Origin of the sequence: Thalassobius vesicularis, assembly GCF_004799325.1 — a bacterium.
Classification (GTDB): domain Bacteria; phylum Pseudomonadota; class Alphaproteobacteria; order Rhodobacterales; family Rhodobacteraceae; genus Thalassobius; species Thalassobius vesicularis.
Genome location: NZ_SSMD01000008.1, coordinates 122,321 through 140,210, shown reverse-complemented (window position 1 = coordinate 140,210; position 17,890 = coordinate 122,321). Strand labels below are relative to the sequence as shown.

Genomic DNA, 17,890 nt, shown 5'->3' with positions numbered 1-17,890 from the left:
GAACCGTGAAAATCAAGACGCTTCTGATCGCCAACCGCGGCGAAATTGCCTGCCGGATCGCGCGCACTGCGCGGGCCAGCGGTATCATTCCCGTCGGCGTGCATTCGCAGGCCGACGCCAATGCCCTGCATGTCCGCGAGATTGGCAAATCTGTCTGTATCGGCGCCGGACCTGCATCCGAGAGCTATCTGAAAATCGACGCGGTGATTGCCGCTGCGCAATCAGTGGGCGCGGATGCGATCCATCCCGGTTATGGCTTTCTGGCCGAAAACCCCGATTTTGCTCGTTCGGTCGAAGCCGCCGGCATGATCTTCATGGGGCCGACGCCTGAAACGCTTGAACGTTTCGGCGACAAGGCCAGCGCCAAAGAGGCCGCCGTGGCGGCCAGCGTCCCGGTGATTTCGGGCGCCGAAGGTGCGCGGTCCGATCCCGAGCAGATTGCCGAGGAGGTGCGCCAAATGGGCCTGCCGGTGCTGCTCAAGGCGGTCGGCGGCGGTGGTGGGCGCGGACAACGGCTCGTCACTGACGAGACCACGCTGGTCGAGGACATCGAAGGCGCGCTGCGCGAAGCAAAATCCACCTTCGGCTCCGAAGGGCTGCTGTTGGAGCGTTTCCTGCCCGAGGCGCGCCATGTTGAAGTGCAGATCGCAGGTGACGGCAAAGGCCATGTGGTGCATCTGTTCGAACGCGATTGCACGCTTCAGCGCCGCCACCAGAAGGTCATCGAGGAAGCCCCGGCCTGGGGTCTGCCCCGAACGCTTCTGGACGACATCGCACGCGACGCGGTGCGCTTGGGCGAAACGCTGGACTATCGCGGGCTGGGCACGGTCGAATTTCTGGTCGCGGGTGGCGAGTATTTCTTCCTTGAGGTGAACCCGCGCATTCAGGTGGAACATCCCGTCACCGAAGCGATCACCGGGCTGGACCTTGTCGCGCTTCACCTGCGGATTGCCGAAGGCGCGGGCCTTGGACTGGTGCAGGACGATCTGACGATCAACGGCCACGCGGTCGAGGCGCGGCTTTACGCCGAAGATCCGGCGATGCAATTCGCCCCGTCGACGGGCACGCTCTCCACGCTCAGCCTGCCATCGGGCCTGCGCATCGACAGCGGCGTCGAAGAAGGCGATGCCGTCACGCCCTACTACGACCCGATGATCGCCAAGCTGATCGTGCACGCGCCCGACCGGGAAACCGCATTGGCACGTCTAGCCACGGCGCTTGATCATGTCGCGGTCGAAGGTGTCGAAACCAATCGCGCCTTTCTGACGGCGCTGGCGCGAAACCATGAATTCGAACGGATGCAGGTGCATACCCGCTGGATCGACGGCAGGCTGGATGAGCTGACACAGGCACCCGGCCTGACCCGCCCAGATCTGTGGAAGGCGACCGCTGCCATTCTCTTCGTGACCCAGTCGCGCAGCGACACAGACGCCAATCCCTGGACCAACCGTGATGCCTTTACCGGCTGGCGGCTTGGACTGGGCGGCGATGCGATTGAAGCGGGGCAGCGCGTGACGCTTACCGATTCTGACGAGGTATCCGAAGAACTGCGCGTCAGTCCTGTCAAACCGGGTGCCAAGTACACCATCCGTTCGGAGAAAGGCGAGGCGCTGATACTGTCGGCACGTGAACTGACCCCGGGCCGTTGGCGTGTCGGCGAAGGCGACACCGTCCATCTGATCGACGCGCGCCTGCACGCGGGCGTGATCGAACTGGATACGCCCGAAGGCCGCCTGGTCTTTCGGCCCGCCGCGCCCCTTGCCTTTGCCGGCGGCGATGCCGCGGCGGATCGCGCCGTGACCTCTCCGCTGACCGGCATGATTGTCGAAATCAAGGTCTCCGACGGTCAGAGCGTGGCCGAAGGCGACGTGGTCGCGGTCATGGAATCCATGAAACTTGAAATCTCGATCCGCGCAGCAGCTGCCGGCATCGCCAGCAATATATCCGTCTCGAATGGGGACATGGTCGATCGCGGCCAGGTCATCGCCGAGATCCTGCCATCCGAGGAGTGATGAAATGAGCGACTTTCCCAAATTCGTAGAATTTCGTGAAGAAGGCCCGCGTGAGGGTTTTCAGATCGAAAAGAAGATTTACCCGATCGAAGAGCGGATCGAACTGATCGACATGCTCAGCGAAACCGGCTTGAAACGCATTCAGGTCGGCAGCTTTGTCAGCCCGAAATACGTTCCTCAGATGGCGGACACCGGCGAGTTGTTCCAGCGTATCAAGCGCAAACCGGGCGTGAACTACACATCGCTGTGGCTGAACGACAAAGGGTTTCGCAAGGCCCTGACCGCGCATGAGGTCGATATCGACCCGCGTCTGCTGTTCTATCCTTCCGAAGCATTCGCCCAATCGAACAACAATTGTTCCTCGGCCGAGATGCGGGAAAAACAACGTGACTGGGTCCGTCTTTACAAGGAAGAGGGATATACCGTCGACGCGGCCTATGTGATGACCGCTTTCGGCTGCAACCTCGAGGGCCCCATCCCCCAAGAACGCATCTTGGACGATTTCCGCTTTATCCTTCAGCTATGCGAAGAAGAGAACATCCCCGTGCCGATCCTCGTGGTCGCCGACACCATGGGTTGGGGAAACCCCGAGGCGGTCAAACGGATGATCGGCGCCCTGCGCGAATTGGCGCCCGAGGCGCGCATCGGTATGCACATCCATGACACACGTGGGCTGGGGATCGCCAACGTTTATGCGGCCCTGTCGATGGGCGTGGACATGTTCGAAAGCTCCGTCGCCGGTCTTGGCGGCTGTCCTTTCGCGGGCCACGGCCACGCGCGCGCCGCAGGAAATGTCTGCACCGAGGATGCAGTGTTCCTGTGTCACGAGCTCGGCATCGAAACCGGCATTGATCTGGACAAGCTGATCGCAGCGGCGGTCAAAGCAGAAGAGATCATCGGTGTGCCGCTCATGGGCCGGGTCATGCACACCGGCGGGTTGGACAAATACCGCAAGTCACGCTGAGGGAGCAAGAAGATGACAAAAGCACTTGACGGAAAGGTCGTTCTGGTCACCGGGGCCGGCGGTGGGATCGGGCGTGATATCGCCTTGATGGCAGCCGCAGAAGGCGCCGCCGTGGTGGTTAACGATCTGGGCGCGTCGCTGAAGGGCACGGGCCAGACTGAAACCGCGGCGCAGAAAGTGGTTGAAGAAATCAAGGCTGCCGGGGGCGACGCAATCGCCGATGGCGGCAACGTCACCGATCCGGACGCCGCGCGCGCGATGATCGAGGCGGGTGTCAAGGAATTCGGCCGCATCGACGCGGTGGTGAACAACGCCGGCATCCTGCGCGACGGGTTCTTCCACAAAATGACCTACGAGGATTTCGACGCCGTTGTGAAAGTCCATCTTTATGGCGCCTTCAACACCAGCCGCGCGGCGGCCGATTATTTCCGCGAACAGGAGGGTGGCGCGCTGGTGCATATGACCTCGACCTCGGGGTTGATCGGCAATCTCGCGCAGGCGAATTACGCTGCGGCAAAGCTGGGCATCGCAGCCTTCTCGAAATCGGTGGCACTTGACCTGAAACGCTGGAACGTGCGGTCGAACTGCATCGCGCCCTTCGCCTGGAGCCGGATGATTTCCTCGATCAAGACCGACACGCCTGAACAGGTGGCGCGGGTTGAAAAGCTCAAGCAGATGACACCGGCCAAAGTGGCGCCGATGGCCTGTTTCCTGATGTCCGACAGGGCCGAAGGCGTCAGCGGACAGATCTTTGCCGTGCGCAACAACGAGATCTTCCTGTTCAACCAGCCCCGCCCGGTGCGGTCGGTGCATTCCGGCGATGGCTGGACCGCAGATGAAATCGCCGAGCGCGCTATTCCCGCGCTCAAATCGCAATTCACGCCGCTCGAAGTTTCGGCGGACGTCTTTTCGTGGGATCCGGTCTGATGGGCAAACGCAAAGAGAAAATCAGCTCCGACATCGCCTGGAGCACCGCCGACAAGATCAGCGTGCGCGGGCTTGACCTGCCCAACGAGATCCTGGGCCATATGAACCTTGGCGATCTGGCGTTCCTGCAACTGACGGGCCGCAAGGCCACGCCCGAGGAAAGCCGGGTGTTTAACGCCATCGTCATCACCCTGGTCGAACATGGCATCACGCCCTCGGCCATGGCGGCGCGGATGACCTATATGGGCGCGCCGGAATCGCTTCAGGCCGCTGTTGCCGCCGGGCTGTGCGGGCTTGGCACCGTCTTTGTCGGCTCGATGGAGGGCGCATCCAAGATGCTGTATGAGGCGCTGCCGCAGGACAGGTTGGGCACCGGGGTCGATCTGGATGCGCTTGCCGTGGAAACGGTGGAAAAATTCCGCGCCAAGAAGGCCATCGTGCCGGGGCTGGGCCATCCGGTGCACAAGCCGGTCGATCCGCGCACACCGCGGCTGTTCCAGATCGCCGCCGAGAACGGGAAATCGGGCGAATATATCGAACTGATCCAGAAGATTCAGGCCGTGGCCGAGGAAAAATCGGGCAAGATGCTGCCGATCAATGCCACCGGCGCCATCGGTGCGATCTGCTGTGAATTCGGCTTCCCCTGGAAGATCGTGCGCGGCTTTGGCGTCATGGCGCGGTCCATCGGGCTGGTCGGTCATATCCTTGAAGAAAGCGAGAACCCAATTTCCTATGAGCTGTGGCAGCGCGCCGAGGAAGAGATCCTGGAAACCTCCGGTCCGGGGGCGGCATAAGCGATGCAGACGTCAGCCCCAGACACTCACACCGATCTGCGCGATGCCTTGCGCGCACTTTGCGCGCAGTTTCCGCCAGAATATCATCGCAGGTTCGGCGAAAACGAAACCTACCCCGAGGAATTCGTCGATGCGCTGACCCGCGAGGGCTGGCTCGCCGCGATGATCCCAGAGGAATACGGTGGCTCGGGTCTGGGGTTGACGGAGGCCTCGATCATCATGGAGGAGGTGAACCGCTGCGGCGGAAACGCGGGCCATTGCCACGGGCAGATGTATAACATGGGCACGCTGCTGCGGCATGGTTCGGATGAGCAAAAGCAGAAATACCTGCCCGGCATCGCCAGCGGCGCGTTGCGCCTGCAATCCATGGCCGTGACCGAACCGACAACCGGGACCGACACCACCAAACTGAAGACCACCGCGGTCAAGAAAGGTGACCGGTATGAGATCAATGGCCAGAAGGTCTGGATCAGCCGTATCCAGCATTCCGACCTGATGATCCTGCTGGCACGCACCACGCCGCTGAGCGAGGTCAAGAAAAAGTCGCAGGGCCTGTCGATCTTTATGGTCGATCTGAAAGAGGCTATCGGCAACGGGATGGAGGTCCGCCCCATCGCCAATATGCCCGGCCACGAAACCAACGAAGTGTTCTTTGACAACCTCGAAATTCCCGCTGAAAACCTGATCGGAACCGAGGGGCGCGGGTTTTATCACATTCTCGATGGACTGAATGCCGAACGCACGCTGATCGCCGCCGAATGTATCGGTGATGGCTATTGGTTCGTCGACAAGGCCCGCGCCTATGCCGGTGACCGCGTGGTCTTTGACCGTCCCATCGGCCAGAACCAAGGCGTGCAATTCCCTATCGCCAGGTCTTATGTGAACATCGAGGCCGCCAATCTGATGCGCTTTGAAGCCTGCAGGCGGTTCGATGCTGGGCTGGATTGCGGAGCACAGGCGAATATGGCTAAGCTGCTGGCTTCGGAGGCCAGCTGGGAAGCGGCCAATGCCTGCATTCAGACCCATGGCGGCTTCGGTTTCGCACGGGAATACGATGTCGAGCGCAAGTTCCGCGAGGCGCGCCTCTATCAGGTCGCCCCGATCTCGACCAACCTGATCCTGTCATATGTCGGAGAACATATCCTCGGCATGCCAAGATCGTTCTGAAGGCTAGGATTATGGGTGAGATCGACCTTGACGCGCTGGCGCCCTGGCTGGGACGCACCGAGACTAAGGAAGATGTTCTGACGCACGGGCTGATCGACAAATTCCGCGCCACGCTCGGTCCGCATCTTTGGGACGGAGCGGGCGATGTCCCGCTGGGAATTCATTGGTGCCTTGCCCTTGATACCGTGCCAGCGACCGCCCTGTCAGAAGACGGCCATGCCGCGAGGGGTGGATTTCTGCCCCCTGTTCCGCTGCCCGCCCGCATGTGGGCTGGCGGCGATGTTACGCATATCGCGCCGCTGAAAATCGGCGAAACCATCACCCGACGCTCTTCGATCAGGGATATTGTGGCCAAGCAGGGCCGTAGTGGACCATTGGTCTTTGTGACCGTCGAACATGAGTATCTGAGTGGCAACCGGCTTTGTATCCGGGAGCAGCAAACGATCGTTTATCGTGAGATTTCCGCCCCTCGGACGGTCGAGAGCGCACCTGACGCGGGTGACCCCGCCACGCTCAGATCGATCCTGACCCCGGATCCTGTTCTGCTGTTTCGCTATTCGGCGCTGACGTTCAATGCCCATCGCATTCACTATGATTACGTCTACGCCACCGAAACCGAAGCCTATTCCGGGCTTGTTGTGCATGGCCCATTGCAGGCCACGCTGCTTCTGAATCTGGCGGCGGATGCGTTGAAAACATCGCCCCACCGGTTTTCGTTCCGCGGCCTCGCGCCACTCACCCTGCCCTGCGAATTGCAACTGCACAATGAAGAGACCGGCACCTCCGGGACAGTCTGGTGTCAGGATCAAAACGGTCTTCGAAGCTTTTCCGCAGAGTACGCGGCTGTCTGATCGGTTTCCTTTGGTAGCGGATTCAGTTGTTGACCAATTTTTCTAACATCTGTTAGGCTGCGCGGAGAGACTTGGTAAAATAGACCAGGCAAACCTCTGAATTAAGAGGTGGGAGGAGGAACGATGCGAGGAAAACTCGTAACCAACGGAAAACCGTGCGGTCAGGCTATGCGTGCCTCCATGAGGTGTTGGGGAAAAGCACGGGTTGTAACATGACCACGAATAACGGGCACGTATCGTCACCGCTTGCGGTGCGTGGCGCAACTTTGAAATTTGGCGGTGTGACCGCGCTCGACGATGTGAGCATCTCCGTGGCCGACGATGAATTGCTTGCAATTATCGGTCCGAATGGTGCCGGAAAAACATCACTTCTGAACGTGACTGCGGGCTTCTACCGTCCGCAGAAGGGCCGTGTCGAATTGTCCGGGCAGGACGTGACCGGCCTGCGTGTTGACCAGATCGCCCGGCGCGGTCTGGCGCGGACGTTTCAGGGCACCCATCTTTTTGCCGGGCAGACGGTGGTGGAAAACATTATGATCGGCCGCCACATGCTGATGAAATCGAATGTAGTCCAGGCCTTTTTCCAGTTCGGTCCCGTGATGCGCGAGGAATCGGAACATCGTGAAGCCGCAGAGGAGATCATCGATTTTCTCGAGATCGAGGCAATCCGCAACCGGCCCGTGGGCACGTTGGGGTATGGGTTGCGCAAGCGTGTCGATCTGGGCCGTGCATTGGCGCAGGAACCGTCGATCCTGCTGATGGATGAACCGATGGCCGGCATGAACTCGGAGGAAAAAGAAGACCTGGCGCGCTTCATTCTCGATGTGCGCGAGGCGCGCAAGATTCCGGTAGTTCTGGTGGAGCACGACATGGGCGTCGTGATGGACCTTGCCGACCGGATCGTGGTGCTGGATTTCGGGCGGGTCATCGCCGAAGGCACCCCGGAAGAAATCCAGAAGGACCCGGCTGTCATAAAGGCATATCTGGGGTAGCGGCATGGTCAAACAACGGACAGCAATGGTCTTTTCGGACCCAGCAGTGACACATAGCGAAACCCTGCCGCAGGTTTTGCTCGCGCGAGCGACATCCACACCGACCAACCTCGCCGAACGGCACAAGCGCCTGGGCATCTGGCGTGAATTCACCTGGGCCGATGTTCTTGACAGGGTTCGCGCCCTGGCTCTCGGGTTGGAGAACCTGGGCTTGTCGGCTGGCGAATCCGTCATGATGATTGGCGAAAACGAACCCGAACATTTCTGGGCTGAATACGCCGTCCAGTCGTTAGGCGGCAAAGTCCTGTCTGTCTATCCGGATCAAAACGCTGAAGAGATTCTGTATCTGGCCGAAGACTCGCAAACGCGGATTTTTCTGGCGCAGGATCAGGAGCAGGTCGATAAATGCATCGAGATTGCGGGCAAGTACTCGGGCGCCCTGGCGGTCGTTTACTGGGACGATTCCGGTCTGTGGGGCTATGATCATCCCCTGTTGCATTCGTTTGAAAGTGTGAGCGCGGCAGGGCGTCAGATCCACGCCAAGGAACCCGCCAGATTTGAAGAACACGTAAAACGTGGACGGGCGGACGATACCGCCTTGCTGTCCTATACCTCGGGTACCACGGGAAAACCCAAGGGCGTTGTCATCAGCCATCGCTACCTGTTCGACAATTGCTCGCGGGTGATGGGGGCAATCGAAATCGCGCCGGGCACCGAATACCTGACCTACATTTCGCCGGCCTGGGTCACGGAACAGATTTTCGGCCTGTCGATCGGTTTGATCGCGCCCATGGTCGTCAATTTCCCCGAAGGCCCTGAAGACGTACTGACCAACATTCGCGAACTGGCGGTCGACGCACTGGTGTTCAGCCCGCGCCAGTGGGAAAATCTCGCCTCCATCGTTCAGGCCCGGATGCTGGGGGCGGGCAAAATCCGCAATGCGATGTACAACTGGGGCATGAAGGTCGGCCACGACGTTTATGTGGAACGGCTGGAGGGGCGTAGCCCCAGCCTTGCCGCACGCCTGCAGCTTCCCTTTGCCGAAGCTCTGGTGCTGCATCACCTGCGCGACAATCTTGGCCTTGGTAAGGCCAAAAACGCAATGAGCGGCGGCGCCCTGATGGCACCTGACGTCTTTCGTATGTTCCACGCGATGGGGGTTAAGCTGCGCAACGTGTATGGCGCGACCGAAATCGGCCTTCTGACCGCGCATGTCGGCGAAAGCTATCAGCTGGAAACCAGCGGCAGCTGGATGCAAAGCAACACGAACTACGGCGAACCGCTGGAATACAGGGTCTCGGACGAAGGGGAGCTTCAGGTGCGTGGCGGATCGGGCTTCGGCGGCTATCACGGCAAGCCCGAAAAGACCGCAGAGGTGCTGACCGAAGACGGTTGGTACAAGACCGGTGATGCGGTCTCGATGACCGACGACGGCGAGCTATTGTTCTTTGACCGTGTCAAGGACATGCGCCGCCTGGCAAACGGTCACAGCTATCCGCCGCAGTTCATCGAAACGCGGTTGCGGTATAGCCCCTTCATCAAGGACCTCATGACATTGGGCGACGAACGCCGGAATTTCGTCAGCGCGCTTATCAATATCGATATGGAAGTTCTCGGGCGTTGGGCGGAAGAGAACAAGATCAGCTTTTCGACCTACACCGATCTGTCGCAGAAACCCGAAGTTCTGGACCTTATCAAAGGCGAAGTGGCGCGCATCAATGCGCTCCTGCCCGAAGGCTCGCGCGTGGCACGTTTTGCGAATTTTCCCAAGGAACTCGACCCGGATGAAGGCGAGTTGACCCGCAGCCGAAAGCTTCGCCGGGCCTTTCTGGAGGAACGGTATGCCAAGCTCGTCGAGGCGATCTATGCTGGCGATGACGAGACAGATCTCGAAATCGCTGTGACCTATCAGGACGGTCGTCAAGGCGTTCTCAAGACCACGGTTCGCGTGTCGGATGTTGAAAACGCATCGAAGGCTGCCAAGCGGCAGTCCAAATCTTAAAGGAGGTCGGCGACAATGGTCTATTTCATCAATGACATCATTACCGGGGCTTTGATCGGCCTTCTGTATTCGCTGGTGGCCATGGGCTTTGTTGTGATTTACCGCGCCAGCAAGGTGTTCAACTTCGCGCAGGGCGAGCTTGTGATCATCGGCGGGTTCATCGTCTGGTTCACAACGATGCAAGCGGGGCTTAGCCTTTGGTTGTCGATACCCCTTTCGCTGGTTCTGGCCGGGCTGGTCGGGTACGCAATCGAACGGATTTTCCTGACAAAGCTGATCGGTGAATCGGTTTTCTCGATGGTCATGGTCACCGTCGGCCTTTTGATCCTGCTGCGCGGTTTGGTGCTGCTTGTGTTCGGTCCCGCGGTAAGACCCTTCCCGATCATTTTTCCGCTGAAACCCTTGTTCCTCGGCGATATGTTGATCCCGATGAACCTCCTGATAGGTGGGATCATCACCATTGTCGCGGCCGTCGGCCTGTCGTGGTTCTTCAACCGGACCCGGTCCGGCCTCCGTATGACCGCTGTGGCGGAGGACCACGTCGTAGCTTCCTCGATGGGCATTTCGGTGAAAGGCTCGATTGCCGTTGCCTGGGTTCTCGGGGCAATCCTGTCCACAATTGGTGCGATGATCTTTCTCAGCGGCAAATCGCTGACCTTCCTGGCCTCGGATATCGGGTTCGCGGCCCTGCCGGTGGCGCTCTTTGCCGGGCTGGAATCCATCGGCGGGCTTATCTTGGCAGGAATAATCATCGGCATCGCGCAGAGCTTGACCACCAACTACCTTGATCCGTTGATCGGTGGCTCGCTCGGCAGTGTCGTTCCATATATCATAATGCTTGCCATTCTGCTGATCCGGCCGACCGGCCTGTTCGGCTGGCGCACAATCGAACGGGTGTAATCCATGGATCCTTCTGGCGTATTCCCGACAAGCTATCGCAGTGACAGACGTTTGATCCGAACGCGCTGGCAGTTTCTGGCCCTCGTCGTATTCATGGCTCTACTGCTGTTGGCGCCTTACCTGGTGAGCAGCCGTATCATCGCTATCCTGAATATGATGATGATCAGCGCCGTCATCGCCGTCGGGCTTCAGATCTGCACCGGCTATGCGGGCCAGATCAACCTGGGTCAGGCGGCGTTCATGGGGGTCGGCGCCTATACGGCCTCGATACTGGCCTCGAAGACCGGCCTTACGTTTCTGCTGACCATTCCTCTGGCCGGGCTCTCGGCTGCGCTGTTCGGCTTTCTCTTTGGCTTGACCGCGGCGCGGATCAAGGGGTTCTATCTGGCACTGACCACGATTGCAGCTCAGTTCCTGTTCCACTTTGCCGTATTGAACCTGCCGTCAACCTGGCTGGGTGGATCGAACGGTATCACCGTGCCCCCGGCCGAGCTTTTCGGGCTGCGATTTGTCAGCGAATCTTCGCAGTTCTATCTGAATTTCGCCGTGACCGCGATCATGGTGGCGGGCGCGTTCGGGATCGTTCGGTCACGCTTCGGCCGTGCCTTCGTGGCGGTCAGGGATGATGACGTGGCCGCGGGTATAATGGGGATCAATGTCGCGGCCACAAAGGCAAATGCCTTCCTGATCGGCGCTTTCTATGCGGGCGTCGGCGGGGCGCTTTGGGCCTATCTGATCCGCTTCGTGGGGGTAGACCAGTTCACCCTGTTTCACTCGATCTTCTTCGTCGCGATGATCATCGTCGGCGGGATGGGTTCAATCGTGGGGGCCCTGATCGGCGTCTTCATTATCCGCATCATCCAGGAAATTATCGCGACGGTCGGCCCCAATATCGCCGACTCGGTATCATTCCTTGGCGGTGACATCGTGTTCGCTGGCATGAATGTCGTTCTTGGCGGCGTGATCGCATTGTTTATGATCCTCGAACCCAAGGGGCTGATGCACCGCTGGAACATCCTGAAGTCGTCATACCGTATCTGGCCGTTTCCTTACTGAGAAATAGAGCGGCTCTAAACCTGGGAGGAAGAATATGACTTACCAATCGAATCGAGGTCTTCGCGGCTTACTGGCAGCGGCTGCCTTGGCGGCCGCGGCGACCATGCCTTTGAAGGCGCAGGCCGAAGAGACCTATAATCTCGCCCTGCTGTCGGACTTTTCCGGCCCTTATGCTGACATCATGCCCATCCTGGCAGGCGGACGCGAAGCTGTGTTCACCTGGTGGAATGAAACCCGCGGCAAGGAACTTGGCGTCACGCTGAACTACAAAAACTACGAAACCCGCTATGACGCGGCACAGGTGGCAAGTCTCTGGCCCGGGATCAAATCGGAACTGGACCCGATTGCGGTTGTCGGCCTCGGCGGGCCTGACGTCGCGGCCCTTTCCGAACGCCTGCCGGAAGACAAAATCCCGATGTTCATGGCCACAGCGGCCTACGGTTTTGCCTGGCAACCGGATGCCTGGATTTTCAACCCACGCCCGACCTATTCGCACGAAAGTGTCGGCTTTCTGAACTGGATGCGTGAACAGCGCGGAGGAGACGAACCGCTCAAGGTTGCGATCCTCGCCTCCGAAGCATCGCCTGCCTATGTCGACATGGCAAAGGGCCTTGAACTCTATGCCGAAGAGCACCCCGAGGAGATCGACCTCGTCGAGGTCATCTATACCGAAGTTCAACCCACCGATCTGACGGGGCAAATGCGCCGCGTTGTACGAGCCGGGGCCGAGGCGCTGGTAATCCAAACGAACACCTCTATCGTGGTTGCCGCGAAACGTGGGCTGCAGGCCAACGGGGCGAACATCCCGATCATGATGAGTTCGCATAACGGGCTTCCAGCCTCGGGTGGCGCGCTTGGCGGGCTTGAGCAAATGGAGGGGGACTTTGAAGCCTACGGCATGGCGATTGCGGCCGATGAGGACACTCCCGCGCGACAATTCTACGAGACATTGGTTGCCGATTACGGACTCGAAGCACCTTGGAACGTCGTGACCGCAATGGGCGTATCTCAGGGTCTCTATACCGTGACCGTGATCGATCACGCGATCGAGGCGAACGGCGCCGAGGGCCTGACCGGAGAGATGGTACGTGAGGCGCTTTTTGCCAAACCGATCACCACCGAAGAAACCCATGGGTTCCTGCCGACCTTGTCCTTTACGCCAGAAGCACCGTTCCCATTGGAAGGCCTCAAAGTGAATGTGGGCACCGTCAAAGATGGGAAAATCACCATCGCGGCAACGGGTGTCGACGTTCCGCAAGTTGAGAAATGGTGAATTAATCCGGGCGCCGCAGTCGCGGCGCCCGTTCTGATCCTTAGCCCCGGGCAATATGACCATGCTGGAACTCAACAACGTAGAGGTGACATATTCCGACGTCATCCTGGCGCTCAAAGGCGTGTCCATGACAGTCCGTGCGGGACAATGTGTTGCTCTGCTCGGTGGCAATGGCGCAGGAAAAAGCACGACGCTTAAAGCCATCTCGGGAACGCTCAAATCCGAGGATGGAACCGTTTCGGCGGGGTCCATCGTTCTGGACGGAACTCCCATTCAGAACATGGAAGCCTCGGAAGTCGTGAAGAACGGTCTCATCCATGTGATGGAAGGGCGGCGCGTTTTGCGGCATCTGACGTCAGAGCAAAACCTGATCGTCGGCGGGCACATGGTGCCCAACTCCGCCGAGCTGAAAAAGCGCCTGGACCATGTTTACACCTTGATGCCCCGGCTTGCGGACCTGCGCAACCGCACCTCTGGCTTCATGTCTGGTGGCGAACAACAACTGCTGCTGATCGGCCGGGCCATGATGGCCAGCCCCAAGATCATCGCGATCGACGAACCGTCGTTGGGATTGGCCCCGATGATGGTCCGGGATGTTTACGAAGTGCTCAAGCAGCTCAAGTCAGAAGGCACGACCTTCTTCCTGGTCGAACAAAACAGCGCCGCGGCGCTATCGATCGCCGACTATGCCTATGTGATGGAGAACGGCCGGATCGTGATGGACGGCCCTGCCGACAAGCTCGCTGACAACGAGGACATCAAGGAATTCTATCTCGGCGTAACCGCATCGGGCGAGCGCAAAAGCTATCGAGATATCAAACACTATCGCCGCCGGAAGAGATGGCTGGGATAGAAAGGAGCGAAGATGAGTAACCTGCTTTCCATCAAAGGTCGTACCGCATTTGTAACCGGAGCGGGGCAAGGCGTTGGTCGGCAAGTCGCGCTTTATCTGGCGGAACACGGAGCCGGTGCCATCGTTGTCAACGATTTTCACGCCGAACGGGCCGAAAGCGTTGCCGCGGAAGTGGAGGCAGCGGGTGCAAAGGCTCTGCCGCTCGCCTTCGACGTCTCGGATTTCGACGCGGTTGGCGCGGCGTTTGCCGAAACGCAGACCACATTTGGCGGCGTGGATATTCTGGTCAACAATGCGGGCAACGCCGGGCCGACATCGCGGCTCGACGATCTGGTCCCTTTTTGGGAATCCGATCCCGATGAATGGCGCCGCTGGATGGCCACCAATTTCGATGGGGTGCTGAACTGCACCCGTCACGCCATGCCGTTGATGGTTAACAGTGGCTATGGGCGCATTGTGACCGTCATTTCCGACGCCGGCCGTGTCGGTGAACCGCATCTGGCGGTTTATTCCGGGGCCAAGGCCGGTGCGGCCGGCTTCATGCGGGCAATTGCAAAAGCCGGTGGTCGGTTCGGGATCACCGCGAATTGCGTCGCCTTGGGGGGCACAAGAACTCCGGCTGTCGCCGACCTGATCCCGGATGCAGAGACCGAGAAGCGGGCATTGTCGCAGTACGTGATCCGCCGTCTGGGCGAGCCGGAAGACCCCGCCGGAATGATCCTGTTCCTCTGCTCGGATGCTGCCAGCTGGATCACCGGACAGACCTATCCAGTGAATGGTGGGTATTCGTTTGCCTGCTAGAGTAGACATCGACCAACCGCCGCCTCTAGGTGGCGTCGTCCGAAAAAACGCTGTCATTATCTGCCCCGAGTTCAGGGGGCAGATTCGGTGTTGCGGTTTCGAAGCCATCAAATTTCAACGGCTGGACAATAAAAGTCTCGGCCTTGCCGCCGTCATGCGTAATCTTGCGCAGCAGCTGGCGCGCACGCACATGGGGGTCGTCCAACGTTTCGACCAGGGAATTGACCGGACCCCATGGCACCCCCGCCTTATCCAGAAGGTCGCCCCATTCGGCGCGCGTCTTGCCAACCAGAATCGCCGCGATTTCTTCGCGCAGCGCGGCCTTGCGGGCGACACGGTCGCGGCCTGTCAACGGCGCAAGATCCGCCCTGTCGATCACATCGCAGAACGGTTTCCAGAACCAGTCCTCATGCGCGATGGACAAGGTCAAGAGCTTGCCGTCTTTGCAGGTGAACACGCCATAGCCCGGCTCGGCGATAAATTCGCCCAGCGGTGTTCCATTGGCGGCGGGAACGAGGAATGCGGTCAACATCGAAACCACCGCATCCGACATGGACACGTCCACGTAACGCCCCTGCCCTGTGCGCTGGCTCGACACCACCGCCGACAGGATTGCGATCGCGGCGAACAACGCCGCGCCAACATCCGCAAGGGGGATCGGCGGCACAGGGCCGGGCTGCTTTGCATCGGCCTGATCGGCCAGCAAACCGCCAACCCCTTCATAGCTCAGGTCATGGCCAGCCCTGTCACGATAGGGGCCGTCCTGCCCGTAACCCGAAATCGATACATAAACCAGCCGCGAGTTGACACTACGCATGTCCTCGAAACCGGCACCCAAGGCCGCAAGCTTGCCAGGGCGGAACCCTTCGACGATGACATCCGATTCCTTGGCCAGTTCGCGAAACCGTGCCAGCCCCTCGGCCGATTTCAGATCCAACGCAACGCTGCGCTTGCCTCGGTTCAGTGCCCGGAACAAGGGCGGAAATTGCCGGGCCGGATCACCGATGCCCGGGCGTTCAATCATGATCACCTCGGCTCCCATGTCGGACAACAGCATTGTGGCATAGGGACCGGGAAACTGTTCGGCAAGGCTGAGGATTTTCAGGCCGGCCAGGGGTGCAGTGCTCATATCAATCTCCAGTTCTTTTGTTTTCCACGTGCGGGTCCGCCCGAGTGCAGCGTAAATCGCCGCAAAAGACAAGGCGAAAAACCAATAATATGTATAATTATCAGGAGCTTAGCATGAGTGAGGCAAAGCAGACGCTATTCGTTGAGCGGGTCGCAAAAACTGAATGGATTACCTTCCAGCGCACCGAACAGCTCAACGCAATGTCAACGCAGATGCTGCGCGAGATGGCGGCAGCACTGGAATCGGCGCTGGCCGACGATGGGGTGCGTACAATTGTCCTGACCGGCTCTGGCCGGGCATTCTGCGCCGGTGCCGATCTGAAAGAAGTTGCTGGCGCCAAACATGCACCAGGCGAGCCGGATCTTCTGGATCTTGTCGATCACACGTTTGGGCTTATGCGACATGGCCCGAAACCGGTGATCGCCGCAGTGAACGGGCTGGCGATGGCGGGCGGTTTGGAAATGGTGATGGCCTGCGATCTGGTCTTTGCCGCCGAAAGCGCGCAACTGGGCGACGCACATTCCAACTTTGGCGTCTTTCCCGGGGCCGGCGGTGCGGCGATCCTGCCGCGTAGGATTGGCCTGAACCGCGCGAAATACCTGCTGTTCTCGGGCGAGAACGTTTCGGCACGGGACATGATGGACTGGGGACTGGTGAACAAGGTCGTCGCGGACGAAGACCTGCGACAAGCGGTGCAGGCCTTTACCGACAGGCTGGCAGAAAAAAGCCCGGCGGTCTTACGCCGCATGAAGACGGTTTCCAATCGGTCGCTGGACGTGGACGAAACCGCCGCGCTTTCCGAAGAGATGCTGAACCTGCGCGCGCACATGCGATCCTGGGACATGCACGAGGGTCTGTCGGCGTTCAATGAAAAACGAAAACCGCAGTTTCGCGGATACTAGGTCAGGAGGACAAACGATGCAGGACATTTACATCGTTGGCATCGGGATGACGCCGTTCGGAAAGTTCCGGGACAAAACCATCAAGGACATGACCGGCGAGGCCGTCGCCGCCGCGCTTTCCGATGCCCGAGTGACGGCAGATCGTATCGACGGCGCATTCTTCTCGAATGCGGTGCAGGGCCACATGGAGGGCCAGCACATGATCCGCGGCGAAATCGCGCTGCGTGAAATGGGCATTCAGGGCATTCCGGTGGTGAATGTCGAAAACGCCTGCGCCAGCGCCTCGACCGGGTTCAAACTGGCAGTCGATTTCCTCAAGGCCGGCAATGGCGACTGCTGTCTCGCCGTGGGCGCCGAAAAGATGTATTCTGACGACCGTGCGTTGATGTTTTCGGCCTTCGACAGCGGCTGGGACGTCAGCAACAGCGAAGAGGTCGCGCAACGGCTGGCCGATCTGGGTGCAGGGGTCGAGGAACCCGAAGGATCGAAATCGCCCAAGCCCTACAGCGTGTTCATGGATGTCTACGCAGGCTTCGCCCGGCTGCACATGAAGACCTTTGGCACAACTCAGGAACAGTTCGCCGCCGTCGCCGCCAAGAACCATGCGCATTCCGTGCATAATCCACTGGCGCAATACCGAGAAGCCATGAGCGTCGATCAGGTATTGGCCGCGCCGCCGATCACCTATCCGCTGACCCTGCCGATGTGCGCCCCGATCTCGGACGGGGCCGCTGCGGCCGTTTTATGCACCGGCGAGGGGATAAAACGTCTGGGCCTAGATCCCGCGCGCGCGATCAAGGTCAAGGCCGCGATCCTGCGCTCGGGCACCGATCGTCCGCCGGAAGATTACAAGAACCACCTGACCCGGCTTGCCGCGCTTGAGGCCTATGAACAGGCCGGGATCGGCCCCGAGGATATATCGGTGGCCGAAGTGCATGACGCCACGGCCGTGGGCGAAGTGATCCAGATCGAGAACCTCGGATTTGTCGAATTCGGCGAGGGCGGTCCCGCCAGTCTGCGCGGCGAGACAAAGATCGGCGGACGCATTCCGGTGAACCCCTCGGGCGGGTTGGAATCCAAGGGCCACCCGGTCGGTGCCACAGGGATAGGGCAGGTTTTCGAACTGGTCACGCAACTGCGCGGCGAAGCTGGCGCGCGCCAGGTCGAAGGGGCAAAGAATGCCATCGCCGAAAACGGCGGGGGGTTGCACGGGGTAGAAGAAGCGGCCGCCTGCGTCATCATTCTGGGCCGTTGAAACAAGGAGACG

At 59.8% G+C, this 17,890-nt stretch carries 16 protein-coding genes; 15 read left to right on the top strand and 1 reads right to left on the bottom strand.

Features of this window, described 5'->3' with window-relative positions; genetic code table 11:
* Positions 1 to 5 precede the first annotated feature (5 nt).
* The 13 genes from E7681_RS15585 (at position 6) to E7681_RS15525 (ending at position 14,592) form a co-directional block, all read left to right on the top strand.
* Positions 6 to 2,012 carry an acetyl/propionyl/methylcrotonyl-CoA carboxylase subunit alpha gene (locus E7681_RS15585; protein WP_136340195.1) on the top strand — a complete coding sequence of 669 codons (2,007 nt, stop codon included), beginning with the start codon at positions 6 to 8 and terminating at the stop codon, positions 2,010 to 2,012.
* A 4-nt stretch (positions 2,013 to 2,016) separates the two neighbouring features.
* A complete protein-coding gene (locus E7681_RS15580; protein ID WP_027264398.1) occupies positions 2,017 to 2,976 on the top strand; it encodes a hydroxymethylglutaryl-CoA lyase in 960 nt (319 codons plus the stop codon).
* Between the two features lie 12 nt (positions 2,977 to 2,988).
* On the top strand, positions 2,989 to 3,903 hold the full coding sequence (locus E7681_RS15575) for an SDR family NAD(P)-dependent oxidoreductase (RefSeq protein ID WP_136340194.1): 915 nt from the start codon (positions 2,989 to 2,991) through the stop codon (positions 3,901 to 3,903).
* Positions 3,903 to 4,697: a citryl-CoA lyase gene (locus tag E7681_RS15570; protein WP_136340193.1), complete on the top strand. Its 795-nt coding sequence runs from the start codon at positions 3,903 to 3,905 to the stop codon at positions 4,695 to 4,697. The genes E7681_RS15575 and E7681_RS15570 overlap by 1 nt, the downstream gene beginning before the upstream one ends.
* A 3-nt stretch (positions 4,698 to 4,700) precedes the next feature.
* The gene (locus E7681_RS15565; RefSeq protein WP_136340192.1) at positions 4,701 to 5,864 is read left to right on the top strand and encodes an acyl-CoA dehydrogenase family protein; all 1,164 of its coding nucleotides are present in this window, start codon (positions 4,701 to 4,703) and stop codon (positions 5,862 to 5,864) included.
* A gap of 11 nt (positions 5,865 to 5,875) precedes the next feature.
* Positions 5,876 to 6,715 (top strand): HTD2 family dehydratase, encoded by an 840-nt coding sequence (locus E7681_RS15560; protein WP_136340191.1) that lies wholly within the window; start codon positions 5,876 to 5,878, stop codon positions 6,713 to 6,715.
* A gap of 212 nt (positions 6,716 to 6,927) precedes the next feature.
* The gene (locus E7681_RS15555; RefSeq protein WP_028288584.1) at positions 6,928 to 7,707 is read left to right on the top strand and encodes an ABC transporter ATP-binding protein; all 780 of its coding nucleotides are present in this window, start codon (positions 6,928 to 6,930) and stop codon (positions 7,705 to 7,707) included.
* A 4-nt stretch (positions 7,708 to 7,711) separates the two neighbouring features.
* A complete protein-coding gene (locus E7681_RS15550) occupies positions 7,712 to 9,709 on the top strand; it encodes an AMP-binding protein (RefSeq protein ID WP_246032509.1) in 1,998 nt (665 codons plus the stop codon).
* Between the two features lie 15 nt (positions 9,710 to 9,724).
* A complete protein-coding gene (locus E7681_RS15545; protein ID WP_028288586.1) occupies positions 9,725 to 10,609 on the top strand; it encodes a branched-chain amino acid ABC transporter permease in 885 nt (294 codons plus the stop codon).
* A 3-nt stretch (positions 10,610 to 10,612) separates the two neighbouring features.
* Positions 10,613 to 11,665: a branched-chain amino acid ABC transporter permease gene (locus E7681_RS15540; RefSeq protein ID WP_027264390.1), complete on the top strand. Its 1,053-nt coding sequence runs from the start codon at positions 10,613 to 10,615 to the stop codon at positions 11,663 to 11,665.
* Between the two features lie 34 nt (positions 11,666 to 11,699).
* Positions 11,700 to 12,938 (top strand): ABC transporter substrate-binding protein, encoded by a 1,239-nt coding sequence (locus E7681_RS15535; RefSeq protein ID WP_051630972.1) that lies wholly within the window; start codon positions 11,700 to 11,702, stop codon positions 12,936 to 12,938.
* A 61-nt stretch (positions 12,939 to 12,999) separates the two neighbouring features.
* The gene (locus E7681_RS15530; RefSeq protein WP_027264388.1) at positions 13,000 to 13,791 is read left to right on the top strand and encodes an ABC transporter ATP-binding protein; all 792 of its coding nucleotides are present in this window, start codon (positions 13,000 to 13,002) and stop codon (positions 13,789 to 13,791) included.
* Positions 13,792 to 13,803: 12 nt separating this feature from the next.
* A complete protein-coding gene (locus tag E7681_RS15525) occupies positions 13,804 to 14,592 on the top strand; it encodes an SDR family NAD(P)-dependent oxidoreductase (RefSeq protein ID WP_027264387.1) in 789 nt (262 codons plus the stop codon).
* Positions 14,593 to 14,617: 25 nt separating this feature from the next.
* Here the strand turns inward: E7681_RS15525 and E7681_RS15520 are convergent, their stop codons facing one another.
* The gene (locus E7681_RS15520) at positions 14,618 to 15,793 is read right to left on the bottom strand and encodes a CaiB/BaiF CoA transferase family protein (RefSeq protein WP_246032508.1); all 1,176 of its coding nucleotides are present in this window, start codon (positions 15,791 to 15,793) and stop codon (positions 14,618 to 14,620) included.
* On the opposite strand from E7681_RS15520, the gene E7681_RS15515 reads away from it, so the two are divergent.
* Positions 15,766 to 16,623: an enoyl-CoA hydratase/isomerase family protein gene (locus E7681_RS15515; protein ID WP_246032507.1), complete on the top strand. Its 858-nt coding sequence runs from the start codon at positions 15,766 to 15,768 to the stop codon at positions 16,621 to 16,623. The two genes, E7681_RS15520 and E7681_RS15515, sit on opposite strands and share 28 nt — an antisense overlap.
* Before the next feature lie 16 nt (positions 16,624 to 16,639).
* On the top strand, positions 16,640 to 17,878 hold the full coding sequence (locus E7681_RS15510) for a thiolase family protein (protein ID WP_136340190.1): 1,239 nt from the start codon (positions 16,640 to 16,642) through the stop codon (positions 17,876 to 17,878).
* The last annotated feature ends 12 nt before the right edge of the window (positions 17,879 to 17,890 follow it).

What these genes read in the sequence shown, in the direction of transcription:
- E7681_RS15535 (WP_051630972.1), top strand. Translation starts at nt 11,700, where the DNA reads ATGACTTACCAATCGAATCGAGGTCTTCGCGGCTTACTGGCAGCGGCT.
- E7681_RS15565 (WP_136340192.1), top strand. Translation starts at nt 4,701, where the DNA reads ATGCAGACGTCAGCCCCAGACACTCACACCGATCTGCGCGATGCCTTG.
- E7681_RS15530 (WP_027264388.1), top strand. Translation starts at nt 13,000, where the DNA reads ATGCTGGAACTCAACAACGTAGAGGTGACATATTCCGACGTCATCCTG.
- E7681_RS15540 (WP_027264390.1), top strand. Translation starts at nt 10,613, where the DNA reads ATGGATCCTTCTGGCGTATTCCCGACAAGCTATCGCAGTGACAGACGT.
- E7681_RS15560 (WP_136340191.1), top strand. Translation starts at nt 5,876, where the DNA reads ATGGGTGAGATCGACCTTGACGCGCTGGCGCCCTGGCTGGGACGCACC.
- E7681_RS15555 (WP_028288584.1), top strand. Translation starts at nt 6,928, where the DNA reads ATGACCACGAATAACGGGCACGTATCGTCACCGCTTGCGGTGCGTGGC.
- E7681_RS15580 (WP_027264398.1), top strand. Translation starts at nt 2,017, where the DNA reads ATGAGCGACTTTCCCAAATTCGTAGAATTTCGTGAAGAAGGCCCGCGT.
- E7681_RS15570 (WP_136340193.1), top strand. Translation starts at nt 3,903, where the DNA reads ATGGGCAAACGCAAAGAGAAAATCAGCTCCGACATCGCCTGGAGCACC.
- E7681_RS15545 (WP_028288586.1), top strand. Translation starts at nt 9,725, where the DNA reads ATGGTCTATTTCATCAATGACATCATTACCGGGGCTTTGATCGGCCTT.
- E7681_RS15550 (WP_246032509.1), top strand. Translation starts at nt 7,712, where the DNA reads ATGGTCAAACAACGGACAGCAATGGTCTTTTCGGACCCAGCAGTGACA.
- E7681_RS15525 (WP_027264387.1), top strand. Translation starts at nt 13,804, where the DNA reads ATGAGTAACCTGCTTTCCATCAAAGGTCGTACCGCATTTGTAACCGGA.
- E7681_RS15575 (WP_136340194.1), top strand. Translation starts at nt 2,989, where the DNA reads ATGACAAAAGCACTTGACGGAAAGGTCGTTCTGGTCACCGGGGCCGGC.
- E7681_RS15510 (WP_136340190.1), top strand. Translation starts at nt 16,640, where the DNA reads ATGCAGGACATTTACATCGTTGGCATCGGGATGACGCCGTTCGGAAAG.